General features: G+C 63.3%; 19 protein-coding genes, 4 tRNA genes and 1 pseudogene. 13 read left to right on the plus strand and 11 right to left on the minus strand.

Translation table 11 applies throughout. From position 1 onward, the window contains the following. Nucleotides 1–102 precede the first annotated feature (102 nt). Complete coding sequence (locus B3P22_RS06845) at nt 103–510, plus strand: PA2817 family protein (protein ID WP_296270456.1); 408 nt, start codon at nt 103–105, stop codon at nt 508–510. A 108-nt stretch (nt 511–618) separates the two neighbouring features. Here B3P22_RS06845 and B3P22_RS06850 read toward each other — a convergent pair. The 4 genes from B3P22_RS06850 to B3P22_RS06865 form a co-directional block, all read right to left on the minus strand. Then, nucleotides 619–694, minus strand: a tRNA-Gly gene (locus B3P22_RS06850). A 14-nt stretch (nt 695–708) separates the two neighbouring features. Continuing rightward, nucleotides 709–784, minus strand: a tRNA-Glu gene (locus B3P22_RS06855). 45 nt (nt 785–829) lie between these two features. Continuing rightward, nucleotides 830–905, minus strand: a tRNA-Gly gene (locus tag B3P22_RS06860). A gap of 15 nt (nt 906–920) precedes the next feature. Further along, nucleotides 921–996, minus strand: a tRNA-Glu gene (locus B3P22_RS06865). A gap of 243 nt (nt 997–1,239) precedes the next feature. On the opposite strand from B3P22_RS06865, the gene B3P22_RS06870 reads away from it, so the two are divergent. Both B3P22_RS06870 and B3P22_RS06875 read left to right on the plus strand, forming a co-directional pair. Beyond that, entirely contained in the window at nt 1,240–1,986 is a 747-nt protein-coding gene (locus B3P22_RS06870; RefSeq protein ID WP_296270457.1) for a hypothetical protein, read from the plus strand. Nucleotides 1,987–2,050: 64 nt separating this feature from the next. Then, nucleotides 2,051–2,712 (plus strand): annotated as a pseudogene (locus B3P22_RS06875) (glutathione S-transferase family protein). A gap of 65 nt (nt 2,713–2,777) precedes the next feature. Here B3P22_RS06875 and B3P22_RS06880 read toward each other — a convergent pair. Both B3P22_RS06880 and B3P22_RS06885 read right to left on the minus strand, forming a co-directional pair. Beyond that, nucleotides 2,778–3,260, minus strand: a complete 483-nt coding sequence (locus tag B3P22_RS06880; RefSeq protein WP_197856569.1) for a GAF domain-containing protein — start codon at nt 3,258–3,260, stop codon at nt 2,778–2,780. Next, nucleotides 3,257–4,147, minus strand: coding sequence for an ATP-binding protein (locus B3P22_RS06885; protein ID WP_275546105.1), 891 nt, complete (start codon nt 4,145–4,147; stop codon nt 3,257–3,259). Before B3P22_RS06885 ends, B3P22_RS06880 begins: the two co-directional genes overlap by 4 nt. 67 nt (nt 4,148–4,214) lie before the next feature. On the opposite strand from B3P22_RS06885, the gene B3P22_RS06890 reads away from it, so the two are divergent. Beyond that, nucleotides 4,215–6,578: a response regulator gene (locus B3P22_RS06890; protein WP_419096422.1), complete on the plus strand. Its 2,364-nt coding sequence runs from the start codon at nt 4,215–4,217 to the stop codon at nt 6,576–6,578. Here the strand turns inward: B3P22_RS06890 and B3P22_RS06895 are convergent. The 3 genes from B3P22_RS06895 to pdxB all read right to left on the minus strand — a co-directional run bounded on the left by B3P22_RS06895 (nt 6,568) and on the right by pdxB (nt 8,902). Further along, nucleotides 6,568–7,026, minus strand: coding sequence for a MarR family winged helix-turn-helix transcriptional regulator (locus B3P22_RS06895; protein WP_296270459.1), 459 nt, complete (start codon nt 7,024–7,026; stop codon nt 6,568–6,570). The genes B3P22_RS06890 and B3P22_RS06895 overlap by 11 nt on opposite strands. Beyond that, a complete protein-coding gene (locus B3P22_RS06900; RefSeq protein ID WP_296270460.1) occupies nt 7,023–7,508 on the minus strand; it encodes a glutathione peroxidase in 486 nt (161 codons plus the stop codon). The genes B3P22_RS06895 and B3P22_RS06900 overlap by 4 nt, the downstream gene beginning before the upstream one ends. A gap of 263 nt (nt 7,509–7,771) precedes the next feature. Beyond that, on the minus strand, nt 7,772–8,902 hold the full coding sequence (gene pdxB / locus B3P22_RS06905; protein WP_296270461.1) for a 4-phosphoerythronate dehydrogenase PdxB: 1,131 nt from the start codon (nt 8,900–8,902) through the stop codon (nt 7,772–7,774). Nucleotides 8,903–9,052: 150 nt separating this feature from the next. Here pdxB and B3P22_RS06910 point away from each other — a divergent pair, with 150 nt between their 5' ends. Continuing rightward, complete coding sequence (locus B3P22_RS06910) at nt 9,053–10,426, plus strand: MATE family efflux transporter (RefSeq protein WP_296270462.1); 1,374 nt, start codon at nt 9,053–9,055, stop codon at nt 10,424–10,426. A 39-nt stretch (nt 10,427–10,465) separates the two neighbouring features. Next, nucleotides 10,466–11,524 carry a DUF3080 domain-containing protein gene (locus tag B3P22_RS06915; RefSeq protein WP_296270463.1) on the plus strand — a complete coding sequence of 353 codons (1,059 nt, stop codon included), beginning with the start codon at nt 10,466–10,468 and terminating at the stop codon, nt 11,522–11,524. Nucleotides 11,525–11,609: 85 nt separating this feature from the next. Here the strand turns inward: B3P22_RS06915 and tusA are convergent, their stop codons facing one another. Together tusA and rlmM are read right to left on the minus strand one after the other, a co-directional pair. Then, nucleotides 11,610–11,861: a sulfurtransferase TusA gene (gene tusA / locus B3P22_RS06920; RefSeq protein ID WP_003460892.1), complete on the minus strand. Its 252-nt coding sequence runs from the start codon at nt 11,859–11,861 to the stop codon at nt 11,610–11,612. A 92-nt stretch (nt 11,862–11,953) separates the two neighbouring features. Beyond that, a complete protein-coding gene (rlmM, locus tag B3P22_RS06925; RefSeq protein ID WP_296270464.1) occupies nt 11,954–13,009 on the minus strand; it encodes a 23S rRNA (cytidine(2498)-2'-O)-methyltransferase RlmM in 1,056 nt (351 codons plus the stop codon). 256 nt (nt 13,010–13,265) lie between these two features. Here rlmM and acnA point away from each other — a divergent pair, with 256 nt between their 5' ends. The 7 genes from acnA (at nt 13,266) to B3P22_RS06960 (ending at nt 20,608) form a co-directional block, all read left to right on the plus strand. Then, nucleotides 13,266–16,007: an aconitate hydratase AcnA gene (gene acnA / locus B3P22_RS06930; RefSeq protein WP_296270465.1), complete on the plus strand. Its 2,742-nt coding sequence runs from the start codon at nt 13,266–13,268 to the stop codon at nt 16,005–16,007. A 181-nt stretch (nt 16,008–16,188) separates the two neighbouring features. Then, on the plus strand, nt 16,189–17,754 hold the full coding sequence (locus tag B3P22_RS06935) for a PAS domain-containing methyl-accepting chemotaxis protein (RefSeq protein WP_296270466.1): 1,566 nt from the start codon (nt 16,189–16,191) through the stop codon (nt 17,752–17,754). Between the two features lie 183 nt (nt 17,755–17,937). Beyond that, entirely contained in the window at nt 17,938–18,174 is a 237-nt protein-coding gene (locus B3P22_RS06940) for a helix-hairpin-helix domain-containing protein (RefSeq protein ID WP_296270467.1), read from the plus strand. 28 nt (nt 18,175–18,202) lie between these two features. Then, on the plus strand, nt 18,203–18,637 hold the full coding sequence (locus B3P22_RS06945; protein ID WP_296270468.1) for a VOC family protein: 435 nt from the start codon (nt 18,203–18,205) through the stop codon (nt 18,635–18,637). Between the two features lie 133 nt (nt 18,638–18,770). Continuing rightward, nucleotides 18,771–19,472, plus strand: coding sequence for an SDR family oxidoreductase (locus B3P22_RS06950; protein ID WP_296270469.1), 702 nt, complete (start codon nt 18,771–18,773; stop codon nt 19,470–19,472). 13 nt (nt 19,473–19,485) lie between these two features. Continuing rightward, nucleotides 19,486–20,049 (plus strand): GNAT family N-acetyltransferase, encoded by a 564-nt coding sequence (locus B3P22_RS06955; protein WP_296270470.1) that lies wholly within the window; start codon nt 19,486–19,488, stop codon nt 20,047–20,049. Nucleotides 20,050–20,071: 22 nt separating this feature from the next. Then, complete coding sequence (locus tag B3P22_RS06960) at nt 20,072–20,608, plus strand: DinB family protein (protein ID WP_296270471.1); 537 nt, start codon at nt 20,072–20,074, stop codon at nt 20,606–20,608. The last annotated feature ends 7 nt before the right edge of the window (nt 20,609–20,615 follow it).

Here is a 20,615-nt window from a genome sequence, read left to right on the forward strand (position 1 = left end):
TGCCCGAGCCGAAAGCCCCTCTCACGAAGGCCAGCTATGCAGGACAGCGGGCGCCAGGAACTCTATACTCCTGCGCCCGTTTTACCTTCAGGACACTGCACCATGGCCAGCCATCTGGAACACCACCTCGCCCTGCTCAATCACCTGCGCGGTATCCTCGTCGCGCTGGGCGAAGCCGAACAGGTGCTCGACGACAGCCATGCCCTTTTCCTCGAGCGCTACGACGAGCTGCTCGCAGAACTGCCGCGTGATCCGGTATCCAGCCAGTATCTGGGCCAGGACCTGATCAGCCAGGTATTCCATCGCTACCCGCAGATCGCCCATCTGGTACCGCGCGACCTGCTGTGGTTCTTCGGCGGCGACTGCCTACACTTCATGCCGGACGAGGAAATCGCCCTGTACCAGACCCTCGACGAACGTCGCTTCGAAGCCGAAGAGAACGACGAACCCTTCGACTGGAACCGGGAAAAACAGCTGCTGGCCCTGCCCACCGACGGCGCCAAGCACTGATCGGCCAATAGACGAAGGCCCGCACGGTAAACCGGCGGGCCTTTAGATTTGCCTTTGCAAATGACAGAAACGAAAACGCCGCTCAAATGAGCGGCGTTTTCGTTTATTTGGAGCGGGAAACGAGACTCGAACTCGCGACCCCGACCTTGGCAAGGTCGTGCTCTACCAACTGAGCTATTCCCGCAGTACAACTTGAAGTGGCGTCCCCTAGGGGACTCGAACCCCTGTTACCGCCGTGAAAGGGCGGTGTCCTAGGCCACTAGACGAAGGGGACCTGGAACTTCGTTTGAAACCCTGCCGAAGCAGCATTTCCAAAATTTGGAGCGGGAAACGAGACTCGAACTCGCGACCCCGACCTTGGCAAGGTCGTGCTCTACCAACTGAGCTATTCCCGCATTACAGCTTGAAAGTGGCGTCCCCTAGGGGACTCGAACCCCTGTTACCGCCGTGAAAGGGCGGTGTCCTAGGCCACTAGACGAAGGGGACACACCCCGGAACATCAAGCAACTTTCCGGCTTCCTTCGCTTCGCTTTAGGCTTTGCGCTGGAAGTGGCGCGCATTCTATGGAGGCTTTGAGAGGTCGTCAACCACTCTCTAAAAAATTTTTAAAATCAAAGACTTCAGCCCATAAATTGACATGACACTAGGAGCGATGCGACCAAGCCACTACACTCGGTCGAAAAGTTGATTCTCGAGAGGTCCCAAGCAGTGTCCGCACTCGTGATAACCATGCTGATAGTCGGCGGCATCGCCCTGCTGATGGTAATTGCCTACATCAACCATGCCGTCGAGAACAGCAAGCTGGAGAAAGCCCGCCAGCGCGCCGACCTGCTCGACCGCATTCGTCGCTGCCAGGATATCTCCGAACGCATGCCCGGTCAGTTGATGACGCCGCAGCTGAAGCTGCTGCTCAGCCAGTTACAGCTTCAGGTCAGCGAACGCCTGCTGCCGCTGGATAAGCAAAACGCCGCGTTGCAGAACGATATCGCCACCCTGAAGACCGAGATCGCCAAGGGCGAATCCATCGCGGTGCAGAACCCGCCCCAGCCCGTCACCAACGAAGCCAAGGCCAAGGACATACGTTTCCTTCTGGAAAATCTCCATGCGCTGATCACCGGCTCGGTACAGGGCGGCCTGCTGCCCGTCAGCGAAGGCAAGCATTGGCTCAAGCAGATTCGCCAAATGCTGGTGCTGGTGCATATAGAGTTCTTCAGCACCCTTGGCCAGACGGCAATGCAGCAGAACCAGCCTGGCCAGGCGCGCCTGGCCTTCGAGCGCGGCGTGCAGTACCTGCGCAAGCAACCCGAACCTGCGCCTTACCAGGCGCAACTCAAACGCTTCGAGGAGCAGTTGGCGCGCGCCAATGCCATGGTCCTCAACAACAATGCACCCGCAGCGCAAGAACCGAGCGAGTTGACCGAAGGTCTGAAAGACCTGGAAGACGACGACTGGAAAAAGAAGAACATCTACGACTGAGCGGCGGCAGAGCAACGTTCGCCTTCGCTCAGCCCAACACGCTGACCGAGGATTAGGAGCTGCAATGAGCATGACCGTTTACGGGGCGCCACTCTCCCCGTTCGTCCGTAACTCTGTCTGTGCCTGATCGAGAAGGGCCTGGATTACGAACTCGAAGTGGTCATGCCCTTCGGCCAGCCGGACTGGTTTCGCGAACTCAACCCGTTGGGGCGAATTCCTGCCTTTCGCGACGGCGACCTCACGCTGGCGGACTCCAGCGTCATCTGCCAGTACCTGGAAGAACATTACCCCGAGCACAAGCCGCTGTATGGCGCCGATGCCGAGCAACGCGCCAAGGTGCGCTGGCTGGAAAAATACGCCGATTACGAGCTGGCGCCACTGTGCACCTTCACCGTGTTCCGCAACCGCGTGCTGAAAGCCACCATGGGCCAGCCGTGCGACGAGGAAAAGGTGCAGCAGGCGCTCCGGGACAAACTGCCGAACCACTTCGATTACTTCGAAGCCACGCTGGGCGATGCGCCCTATTTCCTCGGCGAGCGACTGTCGATGGCCGATCTGGCGCTGGCCTGCCAGTTGATCAACATGGAGCACGGCGGCGAAACACTGGACGCCGCGCGCTGGCCGAACCTGACCGCGCACTTTCAGCGCGTCAAGGCCAGCGCCTCCATGCAGCAACTGCTGCCACGCGAGCTACGCACGCTGGAGAAGATCGGCGCCAAGCGTTAACAGCAAGGGCACCGACCGTTAGCGGGATCAGCACAAACGGTCGGCACACATGATGGCCTTGCGACTCAGCAGTCGCTGGCGGCCAGGAAGATCGCCACCAGCGCTTCGATGCCGGCCTGATCCACTTCGGTGAAACGCCCTACCGACGGGCTGTCCAGATCCAGCACGCCGATCAGGCGGCCGTCCTTGACCAGGGGCACCACCAATTCGCTGTTCGACGCGCTGTCGCAGGCGATATGTCCGGCGAAGGCATGCACGTCCTCGACTCGCTGCGTCTGCAAACTCGCCGCAGCCGCACCGCACACGCCGCGACCGAAAGCGATGCGCACGCAGGCTACCTTGCCCTGGAACGGACCAAGCACCAACTCGCCATCCTTGACCAGATAGAAGCCGGCCCAGTTGAGGTCGGCCAGTTCGTGAAACAGAAAGGCGGAGAACTGTGCGGCGTTGGCGATGAAGTCACGTTCACCGGACAGCAGCGCCTGCAGTTGTGCACTCAGTAGCGGATAACCGTTGAGGTCAGCCCCGGCCTGGGAAAGATCGATCATGCCTGTTGCTCCAGCAGTTGCAGCCCGACCCAATGGCGAGCGAATTGATAGGCGCAGCGCCCATTGCGGTTACCGCGTCCCAACGCCCAGCGAATGGCCGCTTTCTCCAGCGCCTCGTCCCAGCTCCAGTTCAGCCCCACCTGGCGCGCCTGCACGTCAACCCAGTGACGCACGACGATCAGGAAGTGATCCTGGCTGAAGGGATAAAACGACAGCCACAGACCGAATCGATCGGACAATGCGATCTTGTCCTCCACCGCCTCATTGGGGTGCAGTTCGCCGTCGACCATCTTCCAATTCTCGTTGTCACTCTGCCGCTCGGGCACCAGGTGGCGCCGGTTGGAGGTCGCATACAGCAGCACGTTGTCCGGTGCCTGTTCCAGCGAACCGTCGAGCACACTCTTGAGCACACGGTAGTCGCCCTCGCCCGCCTCGAATGACAGGTCGTCGCAGAACAGCACGAAGCGCTGCGGCAAACCGGCCAGCAGCTCCACGACACGCGGCAGGTCGGCCAGATGATCGCGTTCGATCTCGATCAGGCGCAGACCAGCCCTGGCGTGCTCGGCAAGCAGCGCACGTACCAAAGAGGATTTGCCGGTACCGCGCGCACCCCAGAGCAGCGCATGGTTGGCCGGCATGCCGCTGACGAACTGACGGGTATTGCGCGCCAGTTGCTCGCGCTGGGCGTCCACACCCAGCAGGTCGCTCAGCGACAGGTCGAGGCTGACCTCCAGCGGCAACAGGTAACCGCTGCGGCCATCGCGCACCCAGCGCGCGGCCACGCATGTGTTCCAGTCGACCTGCGGGCGCAGCGCAGGCAGCAAAGGCTCGAGACGCTCCAGCACCTGCTCGGCGCGGGCGAGAAAATCCAGCAATCGGGAATCCACGGTCTACTACTCCTTTTGCGCAGAGCCGCACGTTGCAGGCTCTGCCGGTACAGGGTCGCTATCAGCTATGCTTGGCAAGCGCCAAGGATCAGAGACTACGCACGCATTTATGGATATTTCGCTCACCAATCGCCTGTCATTCAAACAGGCCGGCTTGACCGTGCTGGTGGCGTTTATCCTTGGCACGCTGCTGAGCGTCACCCAGGTGGCGATCGATTATGCCAGCGAAGAGGCCTCCATCAACCGCGAGATTCGCGCACTGCTGGAAATCAGCCACAACCCCGCCGCCCGTATCGCCTACAACATCGATGCGGAACTGGCGCAGGAGCTGGTACTCGGCCTGCTGCGCTCGCCAGCGGTGACCCGCGCCGAGCTGATCGACAACAGCGGCCTGGTGCTGGCCAGCGTCAGTCGTCCGCGTAGCGAGAGCCGTTACCGTTTCATGAGCGACAGCCTGTTTGGCGCCGAGCGCGCATTCCAGGACCCGCTGTTCGTCTCCCACGCGCCTCACGAGCCGCTGGGTTTCCTGCGCCTGGAGATCGATACCTACGCCTTCGGCAGCCACTTCCTGCGGCGCTCGCTGCTGACCCTGCTCACCGGCTTCGCACGCAGCCTGTTGCTGTCGCTGATCCTGCTGGTGATGTTCTATTTCATGCTGACCAAGCCGCTGACCGGCGTGATTCGCGCACTGAGCCAACGCAACCCGCAGGATCCGCATCATCGCCCCGTACCTTGCCCCAAGGGCCATGAGCGCGACGAGATCGGCATCCTGGTCGAAGTCACCAACCGCCAGCTATCGAGCATTGCCCAGGAGATCGAGCAACGACGCAACGCCGAAGACCGGCTGACCCAATACCTCGGCGAGCTGGAAAATATCGTCTCGGCGCGCACCGCCGAGCTCAAGGCCACCAACGCCCGCCTCAGCCAATCCAACAGCGAACTGGAGATGGCGCGCACCACCGCGCTGAACATGGCGCAGGCACGCTCGGCCTTCTTGGCCAATATGAGCCACGAGATCCGCACACCGCTCAACGGCCTGCTGGGCATGCTAGCGTTGGCGCTGGACGGCCCGCTCAGCCCCGAACAACGTCAGCAGCTGGGCATCGCCCATGACTCCGGCAAGGTGCTGGTGGAACTGCTCAACGACATCCTGGATCTGTCGAAATTCGAAGCCGGCCAGCTGGAGCTGGAAGAAATCCCCTTCGACCTCGGCGCCCTGGCCGAGGAAACCGCCAGCCTGCTGTCGCAGAACGCCGCCAGCGCCGTGGAGCTGACCTGCCTGATCGATCCGGCCCTGCCGGCACAGGTGCTGGGCGATCCGACGCGGGTACGCCAGATCGTCAGCAACCTGCTGTCCAACGCGCTCAAGTTCACCCGATTCGGCCGTGTCGACCTGATCGTCGCCAGCAGCGCGGACGGCATCAGCATTCGCGTGCGCGATACCGGTATCGGCATCGCCGCAGACGCCCAGGCGCGCATCTTCCAGCCCTTCGCCCAGGCCGAAGTGGGCATTACCCGCGAGTACGGCGGCACCGGGCTGGGCCTGGCGCTGACACGGCGTCTTTGCCAGGCGATGCACGGCAAGCTGACCCTGCAATCGAAGGAAGGCTTCGGCAGCGAGTTCTGCGCCGAGCTGCCGCTGGCAGCCCATGCCCAAGCCGCCATGCAGCCCTCACTGCAGGGCCGCATCGTAGCCATGACGCCGGCCAGCAGCGGCCTGCAACAAATGCTCAGCCAATGGCTGCCCACCTGGGGCCTGAGCTACCAGCGCCTGGACACCGATGCCAGCCTGCTCGGTGTGGACGCCGACCTGCTGATCAGCGATTGCCCCGAGTGTCTGCTGGGCCTTCGCCCGACGATCACCACACCGGTTTTGCTGGTCACGGCCTACGGCAATTTCCTACCGCATGACCAGGCACAACGTCTCATGCCGCTGCTGCAGATTGCCCGCCCCCTGGCGCGCAACGGGCTGTTGCAGATGCTGCGGCACATCCTGCAGAGCGACGACGGCGAGCTGGGTAACGACGCCCAGGCGCAGCCTCGTCGGCAAAGCGCGGCGCGCGTGCTGCTGGTCGAAGACAATCCGGTGAACCAGATGGTGGCCAAGGGCATGCTGGCCAAGCTCGGCTATCAGGTTCTGGTCGCCGGTCACGGCGGTGAAGCCCTGGAAATGCTGGAGCAACAGCCCGTCGACCTAATCCTCATGGACTGCAACATGCCGGTGATGGACGGCTACGAGGCCAGTCGGCGCATCCGCAGCAACGGCCGCTGGCCGGAACTGCCCATCGTCGCCCTGACGGCCAATGCGCTGTCCGACGAGCGCGAACGCTGCCGCGCAGCCGGCATGAATGACTACCTGGCCAAACCCTTCCGCCGTGAAGAACTGGCCGCGATGCTCGACACCTGGCTGCCCAGCGACGTCACTCGCTGAGCCGCGCCAGCAAACGATCCAGGCTGCGACGCAGCCCTTCCATCTCCAGCAGGTCCTGATCACCGAACTGGCAAAGCAACTGCGCCTTGAGCGGCAGAACCTGCGCCTGCAGCGCCCTGCCGGTCTCGCTCAGCGCCAGATGCACCTCTCGCTCGTCCGCCTGCGCACGACGGCGCTGCACCAGGCCCATCTGTTCCAGACGCTTGAGCAGCGGCGTCAGGGTTCCAGAGTCCAGCTGCAGACGTTGCCCGAGCGCCTTGAGCGTCGGCTGCTCGGGCGCATGTTCCTGCCACTCCCACAGCACCAGCATCGCCAGGTACTGCGGGTAAGTCAGGCCAAGGGCATCAAGCATCGGCTTGTAGGCGCGAATCACGGCGCGCGAGGCGGCGTAAAGCTTGAAGCACAGCTGGTTGTCCAACTGCAGCCCGGCGGTATCGAAAGTGCTCATTTCAGCAGCGCTTCGATCTCGCTGCTCAGTTCCTCCGGCTTGGTGGTCGGGGCGAAGCGCTTGACCACCTGGCCATCCTTGCCAATCAGGAACTTGGTGAAATTCCACTTGATACCCTGGCTACCCAGCAGGCCGGGCGCGCGCTTTTTCAACTGCACGAACAGCGGATGAGCGTCGGCGCCGTTGACGTCGACCTTCTTGAACAGCGGGAAGCTGACGCCGAAATTAAGCTCGCAGAATTCGGAAATCGCGCCTTCGTCACCCGGCTCCTGCTTACCGAACTGGTTGCAGGGAAAGCCCAGCACCACCAGGCCCTCGTCCTTGTATTGCTGCCAGACGTTTTCCAGCCCCTTGTACTGCGGGGTGAAACCGCACTTGCTGGCTGTGTTGACCACCAGCACGGCCTTGCCGCCGAAGTCGGCCAGGGTCTTCTGCTCGCCCTTGATGGTCGTGAGTGGAATATCGAAAAGTGCATTGCTCATGGGGAATCGTCCTGATGGGCTGAAAGTGACGGACAAAATAGCGAGCAATTAAATTGCATGCAATTTAACTGCTGCAAGATAAGGCATGCAGATATCGCACTATCCGTAGGGCGGGTTAATGGCGCCGCGCATCGATCTTGCTGCCACAGATGAACCCTGCGCGCCGCGTAACCCACCAGGCGATCTATCGCGTTGCGCCGATGGTGGGTTACGCCGCACCGGGCTTAGCAACATCGATAGACGTGACAAGTGGCTAACCCACCCTACGAAACGGTAGCGCCCAGGGCTCGTACCAGCGCGGTCAGTGGTGCTGCATCGCCCTGAATGCGTACGTGCAGGCCATCGATCTCGCGACGCATCGGGTAGTGCTTGCGCAAGCGGTCGAAGCCGGCGCGACGGGTATCGGCATCGCCCACCAGGCTACGGCGAAAATCCGCATCGTCGCGGCGCGGGTCGTAGACCGCACGACACAGGCTGGCCAGGGCCCAGGCTGGGTCGGCGTTGCCGTCGATGCTCAGCTCGCGGAGCCAGGGTGCCGGCAGCAGCTCGGCCAGGCTCACCTGCTCAGGTATGCCCAGCACACGGCAGCAAGCCTGATAGATTTGCGCCGTGCCGCGCAGCTTGCCGTCCAGGCTGTAACCGGCAATGTGCGGCGTCGCCAGCTGGCACAGGGCGGCCAGTTCGACGTCGACCAGCGGCTCGCCTTCCCAGACGTCGAGCACCGCCTTCAGATCGGGGCGCTGCGGCAACAGGATGCGCAACGCCGCGTTGTCCACCACCGCACCGCGGCTGGCATTGATCAGCCAGGTTCCCGGCTTCAATGTCGCCAGGCGAGTCGCATCGAACAGATGGCGCGTCGAAGCATCCAGCGGCGTGTGCAGGCTGATCACATCGCATTCGTCGATGATCTGCTCCAGGCTGAAGAAATCGCCGCCCTCGGCAGCCTGGCGCGGCGGGTCGCACACCCGCACCTGCCAGCCGAGACCACGCAACAGCTCGACCAAACGCCCACCGACCTGCCCCGCCCCGACCACGCCATAGACGCGCGCAGCGGGGTCGATGCCTTCCCGCTCGGCCAGGGTCAGCACACTGCCCAGCACGTAATCCACCACGCCGCGGGCGTTGCAGCCCGGTGCGCTGCTCCAGGCGATGCCGGCTTCGGCGAAGTAATCGAGATCAAGATGGTCGGTACCGATAGTGCAGGTACCGACGAAGCGGACCCGGCTGCCTTCGAGCAGCGCACGATTCACCTGTGTCACCGAGCGCACCAGCAGCAGGTCGGCATCACGCACATCGGCCGCCGTGATGCCGCGCCCAGGCAGGCGGCGGATGCTGCCGAACGCAGCGAAGAATTCATCGAGCAGGGGAATGTTTTCGTCGGCGACTATGTGCATGGCGGGCTCCATCGGGCAGGCCGCCATTCTATGCCAGCGCGATCGCCAGCGTCGCCCCGCGAGGCGCCCGGCAGAGCCTCACGCCATACTTTCCTGACCGCTGCGTCAAGGCGTAGACTACGCGGTTTCCTGTTATCCCGAAGAGTCGAAATGTCCACCGACACCCGCCTTGGCCGCGTGCGCACGGAACTGCGCAGCCTGCTCATCCTGGCCACGCCCATCATCATCGCCCAGCTGGCGCACACCGCCATGGGCTTCGTCGACACGCTGATGGCCGGGCGCGTCAGCCCGCAGGACCTGGCCGCCGTGGCGCTGGGCAACTCGATCTGGGTGCCGGTGTTCCTGCTGATGACCGGCATCCTGCTGGCCACCACGCCCAAGGTGGCGGAGCGCTTCGGCGCCGGCGAGGAAGCAGCCATCGGCCCACTGGTGCGTCAGGCACTATGGCTGGCGCTGGCGGTGGGCGGCAGCGCAGCGACGCTTTTGTGGAACGCCGAGTTCATCCTGCGCACCATGGACGTCGACCCGGCGCTGATCGCCCCGGCCATGGGCTACCTGCGCGCCGTGGCCTGCGGTTTTCCGGCGGTGGCGCTGTATCACGTGCTGCGCTGCTGCAGCGATGGCCTGGGCCATACCCGCCCAGCCATGGTACTGGGCATCCTCGGCCTGCTGCTCAACATCCCGGCCAACTACATCTTCATCTACGGCAAGTTCGGCTTGCCGGCTATGGGCGGCGTGGGCTGCGGCTGGGCGACCGCGCTGGTGATGGGCTTCATGCTGGTCGGTATGCTGGTCTGGGTGAAGTGGGCGCCCTACTACCGCGCCAGCGCCCTGTTCGCTCATTTCGAATGGCCACAGTGGACGGTGATCAGACGCCTGCTGAGCATCGGCGTGCCGATTGGCATCGCAGTGTTCGCTGAAGCGAGCATCTTCGCAGTGATCGCCCTGCTGATCGGCGGGCTCGGCGCCACCGTGGTGGCCGGGCATCAGATCGCTCTGAACTTCAGCTCCATGGTGTTCATGATCCCATACTCGCTGGGCATGGCCGCCACGGTGCGCGTCGGCCAGGCACTGGGCCGCGGCCAGCCGCGTGAAGCGCGTTTCGCCGCCGGGGTAAGCATGGGCGCAGCGCTGGGTTACGCCTGTTTATCGGCCAGCCTGATGTTCCTGCTGCGCGAGCAGATCGCGCAGATCTACACGCCGGACAAAGCGGTAATCGCCGTGGCGGCGACGCTCATCGTCTATGCGGCGCTGTTCCAGTTCTCCGACGCCATTCAAGTCACTGCAGCCGGCGCACTGCGTGGCTATCAGGACACGCGCATCACCATGTTGCTGACCCTGTTCGCCTACTGGGGCATCGGCCTGCCGGTGGGGTATGCGCTGGGGCTATCCGACCTGTTCGGCGAACCGAGCGGCCCCAGCGGCCTGTGGCAAGGTTTGGTGGTGGGCCTGACCTGCGCCGCCGCGATGCTCATCGTGCGCCTGGCGCGTAGCGCACGTAAACGCATTCGCCGGGCCGCCTGAGCCATTGGATAGGCAGAAGATCAGCTCTAGACTGAGCGCATGATTCGACCAGTCCTGCTCCTCTGCTTGCTTCTGCTCGCTGCATGCGGCCCGGCCAACGACGGCCTGGCCCTGCAGAGCGACTACCTCCAGCGCCTGCAGCGTTCGCTCGATGCTGCTGACGTCAACGCCTTCGACAGCCGCAGCGTCAGCCAGTACCGCCTGCCGGCACGGCGCGAGCGGCTTGCGGAAATTCCCGAGCTGCGTATCGGCCTGCTCGATCTGGTGATCGACGCGCGGCGCTGCCCGCACCTGCAGCAGTTGATCAGCCAGCGCAACAGCAGCCTGGGCAAGCAGTTGATGCCCAGCCAGCGGCTTGGCTACGAAGGCGACCTGCTGCGCGCCATCGATGACTGCCTGCCGCACCTGCAGGACGACTCCAGCCTCAAGACCACCCTGCAACGCCTGGCCAGCGACAAACGCCAGCAACTGCCAGCGGTGTTCTGGAATGCGCTGAATGGCAGCCCGGAATTCGAGAACTACCTGCGCTTTGCCGACCAGGCAGTGCCGGTCGACACTCAGGAAGACAGTGCAGCCCTGGACGCACTGCAGCGGCTGGGCCGCATCGGCGCCGGCCTGCCGGGCCAGCTACCGCCGAGTGCCAAGGAGCTGGAACCCCTGTTCTTCGCCCTATACGCCAGCGAACAGGGCGGCCAGTTGATCACCAGCCTGACCAGCCTGCGCCATAACCTCGACGTCGGCAGCGAAATACTCGAGCAACGCCAACATGGCCGCCCGCTGTGCCCTCTGGGCCAGGCGACGCCGCGCGGGCGCATCCTGCAGAACATCTTCGTCAAGTTCTACGCCGGCGGCCTGCAGCCTTATCTGGCACAGGTCGACCAGCGCGGTCAGCAGTGGCAGGCGGCGCTGCTGCAATTGCAGCGTATCGACGGCATCCCGCCAGCCACCCGCGAGCATCTGCAGCGATTGGCGGGCGAGCAGGGTTCGTTATGGCAGGGTTTCCGTACGGCCACGGCGCGCCACGTCAAGGCCTGGCAGACGCTGCTGAACAGCTGCGGCCTGGCGCCGGGACAGGCGGGATGGAATAGCGCGAGCTAGCGCACGCTCCGTAAGGCGGCTGTAACCCGCCAGCCGCGACTAGGCGGGTTGCACCCGCCCTACGGCTTAAATTTACGGACGCAGCCTAGTCGGCCTTCTTGCGAATCCAGTACAGGTAGGTGCCGTCTTCTTCGGCCTGGCCGAGCAGTTCATGGCCGAGGAACACGCAGAACTTGGGAATATCACGGCGAGTCGAGGGATCGGTGGCGATCACCTTGAGCAAGCCGCCCGGCGACAGGTCGCGCACCTTGTTGTGCAGCATCATCACCGGCTCAGGGCAATTCAGGCCGCTGGCATCGAGCAGGTCATCGTGGTTGAGGGTCAGGGCTTCGGACATAAAGGGCTCCACAGGCAGGCGCGCATTGTCGCGCAAAGCCGACCTAAAGGTCACCCTGCGCGCGCAGCCAGCGGCATGCCGGGTTCAGTCCATCACCTGCCGTGTCGGCGCAGGTGACAGGTCACTTCCTCGCGGTCGTGATACAGCTGCTTGCAACCGATGCTGACCTTGAGGCCGCGCTCGACCAGCCCCGACTCGATGCGATCGAGCAGGCGCCGCACCTCGGCGTAGCGCTGCTTCATGGGCAGCTTGAGATTGACCACCGCCTCGCGACACAGCCCTTCGCCGAGCCAGGTCTCGATCATCGCCGCCGTGCGCGCCGGCTTCTCGACGATGTCGCAGACCATCCAGTGCACCGGATGGCGCGGGCGAAAGGTGAAGCCATCGGCGCGCTGGTGCACGACGAAGCCGGAATACATCAGGCTTTCGGCCATCGGCCCGTTGTCCACGGCAGTCACACGAATCTCCCGATTGACCAGCTGCCAGGTCCAGCCGCCCGGTGCGGCGCCCAGGTCCACGGCGGTCATGCCGGGCGCCAGGCGCTGATCCCACTGCTCACGCGGGATGAAATGGTGCCAGGCCTCCTCCAGCTTGAGCGTCGAGCGGCTCGGCGCCTCGCGCGGGAACTTCAGGCGCGGAATGCCCATGGGCCACATCGCCTGGTTGTCCGCCTCGGCGATGCCGGCGAACACCTCGCGGCCGCTCTTGAAGGTCAGCAGCAGGCGCGGCTTCTTCGCGTCATCCACCAGCTTGCCGGCCTTGAGCAGCGCCTTGCGCAGCGGCGCCTCGAACTTCTTGCAGAAAGTCGAGACTTCCTTGCCCTCGTTGGTATCCACCACTTCCAGCCACAGGCTGCCGCACACCGGATAGTCAGCCAGGGCCTCCAGCAACACGCTGATACGGTCGCTTTCCGGTAGGCTGACGAACGCACCGCGCGCCCACTGCCGTGGGAAGATCAACTGGTTGAAACGCACGCTGCGCATCAGCCGTTCACTATCGGCCGCCTCGCTGCAGATGAACTCGGAGCAGGCGCTGCCGGGCTTGGCCTTGGAGTAGCCGGGCACGTCCAGACGCGCCGCGAGGTCGGTGATCTCGGCGCAAACCTCTCCCTCGAAACCGGGGCGGCAATGCAGAAACAGGGTATTCATCAAAGGGTCTCCATGAGGCGCGCATGATACCCGAGACCGGAACCCAGAGCCGCTAAACCTGTCCAGCTACATATGTGCTGCCCACAGATACGGAGCCGCTGGCCATCGCATCTCGATGAGATCCGGTCATCCAACACAGGCAGCGCATAGCAACCGATAAAGGATATGCGCTAGCCAGACCGCCCAAGCCGAACTAGCTTGAAGGTCTGCCGCCATCAGACACAGCCCGAACCGTGCGGGCCCAAGGAGATGTGCAATGCCCTCCCTCGATAGCCTGAACTGCCGCCGCGAACTGAAGATCGGCGGCGCCACCTACCACTACTTCAGCCTGCCCGAAGCCGCCCAGCGCCTCGGCAACATCGACCGCCTGCCCAAGTCGCTCAAGGTGCTGCTGGAAAACCTGCTGCGCAACGAAGACGGCAAGACCGTGCAGCCGCAGGACCTGCAGGCCATGGTCGACTGGCTCGACAAGCGCGCCTCCGACCGCGAGATCCAGTACCGCCCGGCGCGCGTGCTGATGCAGGACTTCACCGGCGTGCCGGCCGTTGTCGATCTTGCCGCCATGCGCGACGCCATGGCCAAGGCCGGTGGCGATCCGCAGCGGATCAACCCGCTGTCGCCGGTGGATCTGGTCATCGACCACTCGGTGATGGTCGACCGCTACGCCTCCTCCAGCGCCTTCCACGACAACGTCGAGCTGGAAATGCAGCGCAACGGCGAGCGCTACGCCTTCCTGCGCTGGGGCCAGCACGCCTTCGACAACTTCAGCGTGGTGCCACCGGGCACCGGCATCTGCCACCAGGTCAACCTCGAGTACCTGGCGCGCACCGTATGGACCAAGGAAGAAGACGGCGCCACCCTCGCCTTCCCCGACACCCTGGTCGGCACCGACTCGCACACCACCATGATCAACGGCCTCGGCGTGCTCGGCTGGGGCGTCGGCGGCATCGAGGCGGAAGCGGCCATGCTCGGCCAGCCGGTGTCGATGCTGATTCCCGAAGTGATCGGCTTCAAGCTCAGCGGCAAGCTCAAGGAAGGCATCACCGCCACCGACCTGGTGCTGACGGTAACCCAGATGCTGCGCAAAAAGGGCGTGGTGGGCAAATTCGTCGAGTTCTATGGCGACGGCCTTGCCGACCTGCCGTTGGCCGACCGCGCCACCATCGCCAATATGGCCCCCGAGTACGGCGCCACCTGCGGCTTCTTCCCGGTGGACGAGATCACTTTGGGCTACCTGCGCCTGTCCGGCCGACCGGATGCCACCGTGCAACTGGTCGAGGCCTACAGCAAGGCCCAGGGTCTGTGGCGCGAGCCAGGCGCCGAGCCGCTGTTCACCGACAGCCTGAGCCTGGACATGGGCAGCGTAGAAGCCAGTCTGGCCGGACCGAAGCGCCCGCAGGACCGCGTCTCGCTGAGCCAGGTCAGCCAGGCCTTCGACGACTTCGTCGGCCTGCAGCTCAAGCCGAGCGCCAAGGAAGAAGGCCGTATGCTCAGCGAAGGCGGCGGTGGTACCGCTGTTGGCGGCGACAAGCAGAGCGGCGAAATCGACTATGACGATGAAGGTCGCACCCATCGCCTGAAAGATGGTGCCGTGGTGATCGCCGCCATCACTTCCTGCACCAACACCTCCAACCCCAGCGTGATGATGGCCGCCGGCCTGCTGGCCAAGAAGGCCGTGGAGAAAGGCTTGCAGCGTCAGCCATGGGTCAAGAGCTCGCTGGCGCCCGGCTCCAAGGTGGTCACCGAGTACTTCGACGCCGCCGGCCTGACGCCCTTCCTGGAGACACTTGGCTTCGACCTGGTGGGCTACGGCTGCACCACCTGCATCGGCAACTCCGGGCCGCTGCGCGAGCCCATCGAGAAAGCCATCACCCAGGCCGACCTGACCGTCGCCTCGGTGCTCTCCGGTAACCGCAACTTCGAGGGCCGCGTACACCCGCTGGTGAAAACCAACTGGCTCGCCTCGCCGCCCCTGGTAGTGGCCTATGCGCTGGCCGGCAGCGTGCGCATCGACCTGACTCGCGACGCCCTCGGCACCGGCAAGGATGGCCAGCCGGTCTACCTAAAAGACATCTGGCCGACCCAAAGCGAGATCGCCCAGGCCATCGCCCAGGTCGACACTGCCATGTTCCGCAAGGAATACGCCGAGGTTTTCGCCGGCGACGAGAAGTGGCAGGCCATCGCCGTACCCAAGGCCGACACCTATGCCTGGCAAGGCGACTCCACCTATATCCAGCATCCGCCGTTCTTCGAGAACATCGCCGGCGACCCGCCACGCATCACCGATATTCGCCAGGCACGCGTCCTCGCCCTGCTCGGCGACTCGGTGACCACGGACCATATCTCGCCAGCCGGCAACATCAAGGCCGACAGCCCGGCCGGGCGCTACCTGCGTGACAACGGCGTGGACAACGCCGACTTCAACTCCTACGGCTCACGCCGCGGCAACCATGAAGTGATGATGCGCGGCACCTTCGCCAACATCCGCATCCGCAACGAGATGCTCGGCGGCGAGGAAGGCGGCAACACCCTGCACGTGCCGAGCGGCGAGAAGCTGGCAATCTATGACGCCGCCATGCGCTACCAGGCCGAAGGCACGCCGCTGGTGATCATCGCCGGCAAGGAGTACGGCACCGGCTCCAGCCGCGACTGGGCGGCCAAGGGCACCAACCTGCTGGGCGTCAAGGCAGTTATCGCGGAAAGCTTCGAGCGCATCCACCGCTCCAACCTGGTAGGCATGGGTGTGCTGCCGCTGCAGTTCAATCCAGGTACCGACCGCAACAGCCTGAAACTGACCGGTAAGGAAGTGCTGGCCATCGAAGGGCTGGAGGGCGTGGAGCTGCGCCCGCAGATGCCGCTGACGCTGATCATCACCCGCGAAGACGGCCAGCACGAGGAAGTCGAGGTGCTGTGCCGCATCGACACCCTCAACGAAGTCGAGTACTTCAAGGCCGGCGGCATCCTGCACTACGTGCTCCGGCAGATGATCGCCAACTGATGGACCTGCCCTGCCGCTCCACCGGTAGGGCGCTTTTTCCCCGTCGGGCCAGGGACGGCCAACGTCGTGACAAAAATGTGACGCCATTCAAAAAGCGTTTACACTCGCGCAAACGGACTCAGCCCTCAACTTCGCCGCTCGTCGGCCGATGACAAGGGCATTACAACGACGGACACCTGCCATGCGTAACAACCAGCCGGTCACTCAGCGTGAGCGTACCTTTCCTGCACAACAACGCCTGATATCCACTACCGACCTCAAGGGACAGATCACCTACTGCAACGACGCCTTTGTCGAAATCAGTGGTTTCAGCCGCGAAGAGCTGACGCGTGCGCCGCACAATATCGTGCGCCACCCGGACGTGCCGTCGGCTGTGTTCGACCACATGTGGACGACCCTAAAAAGCGGGCGCCCGTGGATGGGTATCGTCAAGAACCGCTGCAAAAGCGGTGATCATTACTGGGTCAACGCCTACGTCACACCGATGACCGAGAACAACCAGGTCGTCGGGTACGAATCCGTCCGCGTCAAACCCACGGCCGAACAGGTACGCCGTGCCGAGGCTCTGTACAGCCGTATCAATGCCGGCAAATCAGCCATCCCAGCCAGCAACCAATGGCTGCCTGTGGTTCAGGCCTGGATGCCCTTCATCCTGGTCAGCCAGATCGGCTTCCTGATCGGTCACTGGATGGGCAGCAACTGGGGCTTCATCCTCGCCGCCCTGCTCTCCGTACCGCTGGGCCTGGCCGGCATCGCCTGGCAGACCCGAGGCATCAAGCGCCTGCTGCGCATCGCCGAGCAAACCACCTCCGACCCGCTGATCGCGCAGATGTACACCGACAGCCGCGGCGCCGAAGCGCGCCTGGAAATGGCCATGCTCAGCCAGGATGCACGGCTGAAAACCTGCCTCACCCGCCTGCAGGACACTGCCGAACAACTGACCCAGCAGGCGCGTGAAGCCGACAAGCTGGCGCACAACAGCTCCGACGGTCTCGAACGTCAGCGCCAGGAGACCGAGCAGGTCGCAACCGCTGTCAACGAAATGGCTGCGACCACCCTGGAAGTGGCCAGCAACGTTGCCCGTACGGCCATCGCCACCCAGGAAGCCAACCGCCTCACCGACGAAGGCCGCACCATCGCCGCGGAAACCCGCGAAGCCATCCAGCGCCTTTCGCAATCGGTGGGCGATACCGGTGAAACCGTGACCCGCCTGGCCCAGGACAGCAACGAAATCGGCGGCGTGGTCGACGTGATCAAGGGCATTGCCGACCAGACCAACCTGCTCGCTCTCAACGCCGCCATCGAAGCCGCGCGTGCCGGCGAAATGGGCCGGGGCTTCGCCGTGGTGGCCGACGAGGTTCGCTCGCTGGCGCAGCGCACCGCCGAATCCACCGAACAGATCCATGGCCTGATCGCCAAGCTGCAACGCACTGCCGAAGAAGCCGTGTTAACCATGGAAATCGGTCGCAAGCAGGCCGATGAAGGCGTCGAACGCGTCCTCCAGGCCGACCAGGCGCTGTCCGGCATCAGCGACTCGGTCGCCAATATCGCCGACATGGCCAACCAGATCGCCGCTGCTGCGGAAGAGCAAAGCGCCGTCGCCGACGAGATCAACCAGAACATCACCACCATCGCGCAACTGGCCGACCAGACCGCTGGCGAAGCGCAAAGCACCGCCAAGCTCAGCGAAGCCCTGACCAACACTGCACATGGCCAGTACGCTCTGGTTGAACGCTTCAACCGCTGAAACAAAAGGCGCGGCGGCTTAGCCGCTGCGCCTTCTCCGCGCCCCGCCGCCTGTAGGAGCGAAGTTGTTCGCAATCTCCCCTATCCCTTTCGCAGAGCTCATAACAACTGGCTCAAACCGTTCGCTTCGCTCACTGCAACGGCTAAAGCCCGCCTCTTAATTCAATCCCCTGGCAAGCATCCAATGCCCTTTCCACCCGAAGAACATCAAGCCCTTCTAAAGGTTAAAGGCGTAGGCCCGACCGTCGTGCAGCGCCTCGAGCAGATTGGCATCGACTCGCTGCACGAGCTGGCCAAAGCGAGCGTTGGCGATATCGTCACCGCCGTAGCGGGTCAACTTGGCTCCACCTGCTGGAAGAACAGCCCGCAAGCACGCGCAGCTATTCAAGCTGCCATCGATCTGGCCAAATCACGCCAGTAACCACACTTTCATTGCCAAGGAGTCCGGCATGCCTGCACACGAGAAGATCAACTACGTCGAATATCCTTCCCGTAACCTGCCAGCCACCAAGGCTTTCTTCCAGACCGCTTTCGGCTGGCGCTTCACCGACTACGGGCCCGATTACGCGGCCTTCGCCGACGAAGGTCTGGATGGCGGTTTCTTCAGCGCCGAAATGTCTGCACGCAGCGACAGCGGCAGCGCATTGATCGTGTTCTACAGCGCAAAGCTGGAAGAAACCCTGGCCAAGGTCGAGGCTGCCGGTCAAACCGATCTTTTCCTTCCCTGGCGGCAGACGCTTTCACTTCGTCGAACCGGGTGGCAACGAGTTTGCCGTATGGTCGGAGCCGGACGGTCAATAGTCGCCCCCACCGGCCAGCAACCTCCCCTGCCATGTGCAGGCGAGGGCTTGGAATCGACGATGGAGACAATCTGTAACGCTTGAAACACGATGCCTGCAGACCATCATTTGACCGCCAGCCAGCTCCCCATTAACGTCCCAGCCTTTCCACCCTCGGGCGAGTATTGCCCTCGCCCGAGCCATGGAAGATCTCTGCAGGAATTCAAGGAGGCACAGGATGCGCATCATGGTGATCGGCGCGAGCCGAGGTCTTGGCCGTGCGTTGGTAGAGGGTTTGGCACAAAGCCATGAGCTGATCGGGATTTCCCGTAGCCGTCCGGCCGATCTGGCCCCGGAGATACAGTGGATCGAAGCGGATATGGGCGATCCGCTGCAAGCTGTGGATGCCATCGAAACCCAGGCACCGCAAAAGCTGGACGCGATCATCTACAACCTGGGTATCTGGGAAGCTCGCGCGTTCGAAGATGATTACAGCTTTCTGCAGGACGACGACGCGCAAATTCTTGAGATGGTCAGCGTCAATATCGGCGCGACCTTGCTGCTGCTCAAACGCCTGCTACCGCGCCTGCTCGGCGGCGCCAAGCCGCAACTGATCCTCACCGGCTCCACCTCGGCCCTGCCGCAAAGTGGGCGCCCGGAAGTCACCTTCGGTGCCAGCAAGTTTGCCCTCAAAGGCATTGCCGAGAGCCTGCGCGAAGGCTTTCGCGATCAGCGCCTGGCCGTCACCTGCCTGCAACTGGGCTACCTCAATACCCAGGATGGCTTGCAGACGCCGGTCGAGCAGGCGGCACAAAATGGTGAGGGCCAGTTGATTCCGCTGCACGATGTGGTCGCCCTGGTGCGAACGCTGCTGAATCTGTCCGAGGCCAGTTACGTACGCGAGCTGGTGCTGCCAGCGATTGCCGACGAACGTTTCTGACGCGAGGAAATCGATGCCCGATCTTTCCGTTACCCTGACGACACCGCGTCTCGTACTGCGCCCTCTGCAAGCGGCGGAAGCTCCGGCGCTGTTCGCTATTTTTTCCGATCCGCAGGTCATGCAGTACTGGAATACGCTGCCCTGGGATTGTGAGGCCGTGGCACGGAAATACATCTTTGAGGAGCAGCAGGCCATGCACGAAGGCCAGCGCCTGACGCTGGCCATCGTCGACAGGAATAACGCCGAGCTGATCGGCAAATGCCTGCTGTTCAGCTACCACCCGGAGTCACGCCGCGCGGAAATCGGCTTTGGCATTGCATCTTCAGCCTGGGGCAAGGGGTACGTTCAGGAGGCGGCCGGCGAGCTGCTGCGCCACGGATTCGAAACCCTGGAGCTCAACCGCGTCGAAGCGGAAATCGACCCGAGCAACGCCGCCTCCGGCCGCGCGCTCGAACGCTTGGGATTCAGCCGGGAAGGTCTGCTGCGCCAGCGCTGGATCATCGACGGCCAAGTATCGGATTCGGCGCTCTATGGTTTGCTGAGTGAAAATTGGCGCAGCCGCCATAGTCACCAATAAGTCGTGAGCAACAGGTGAAGCCATGCAGAGAATCGAGCATATCCGCCTTATGGCGCGCTACAACAGCTGGATGAACGATCGGCTCTACACAGCGGCTTCCAGCCTGTCCGACGAACCTCTGAGCGCCGAACGTTGCGCGTTCTTCGACTCGATACTCGGCACGCTCAATCATCTGGTAGTGACCGACCGGATCTGGCTAGGGCGATTCGCTGCGCACCCGGCCGTTTACCAGGCGCTAGCGGCACTCGACACGCTGAACAAACCAGAACGACTGGATCAGCCGATGGCAGCGAATATCCGAGAACTTCTGGTGGTGCGCCAACGACTGGATGCCTGTCTCGAAGCCTTTTCGCAGGAAATTCGCGATGAGCAACTGGATCAGCCGCTGAGCTATCGCAATATGAAAGGTGTGGAAGCGAGAAAGAATTTCTTCGCCCTGCTGATGCACCTGTTCAACCATCAGACGCACCACCGTGGTCAGGCCACTACGCTACTGAACCAGGCGGGTGTGGATGTCGGGGTGACCGATCTACTAGTGTTGATCCCTGAAGAGCTATGAAACCGCA

The sequence above is a fragment of the Pseudomonas sp. UBA6323 genome, assembly GCF_002439135.1.
Lineage (GTDB): Bacteria > Pseudomonadota > Gammaproteobacteria > Pseudomonadales > Pseudomonadaceae > Aquipseudomonas.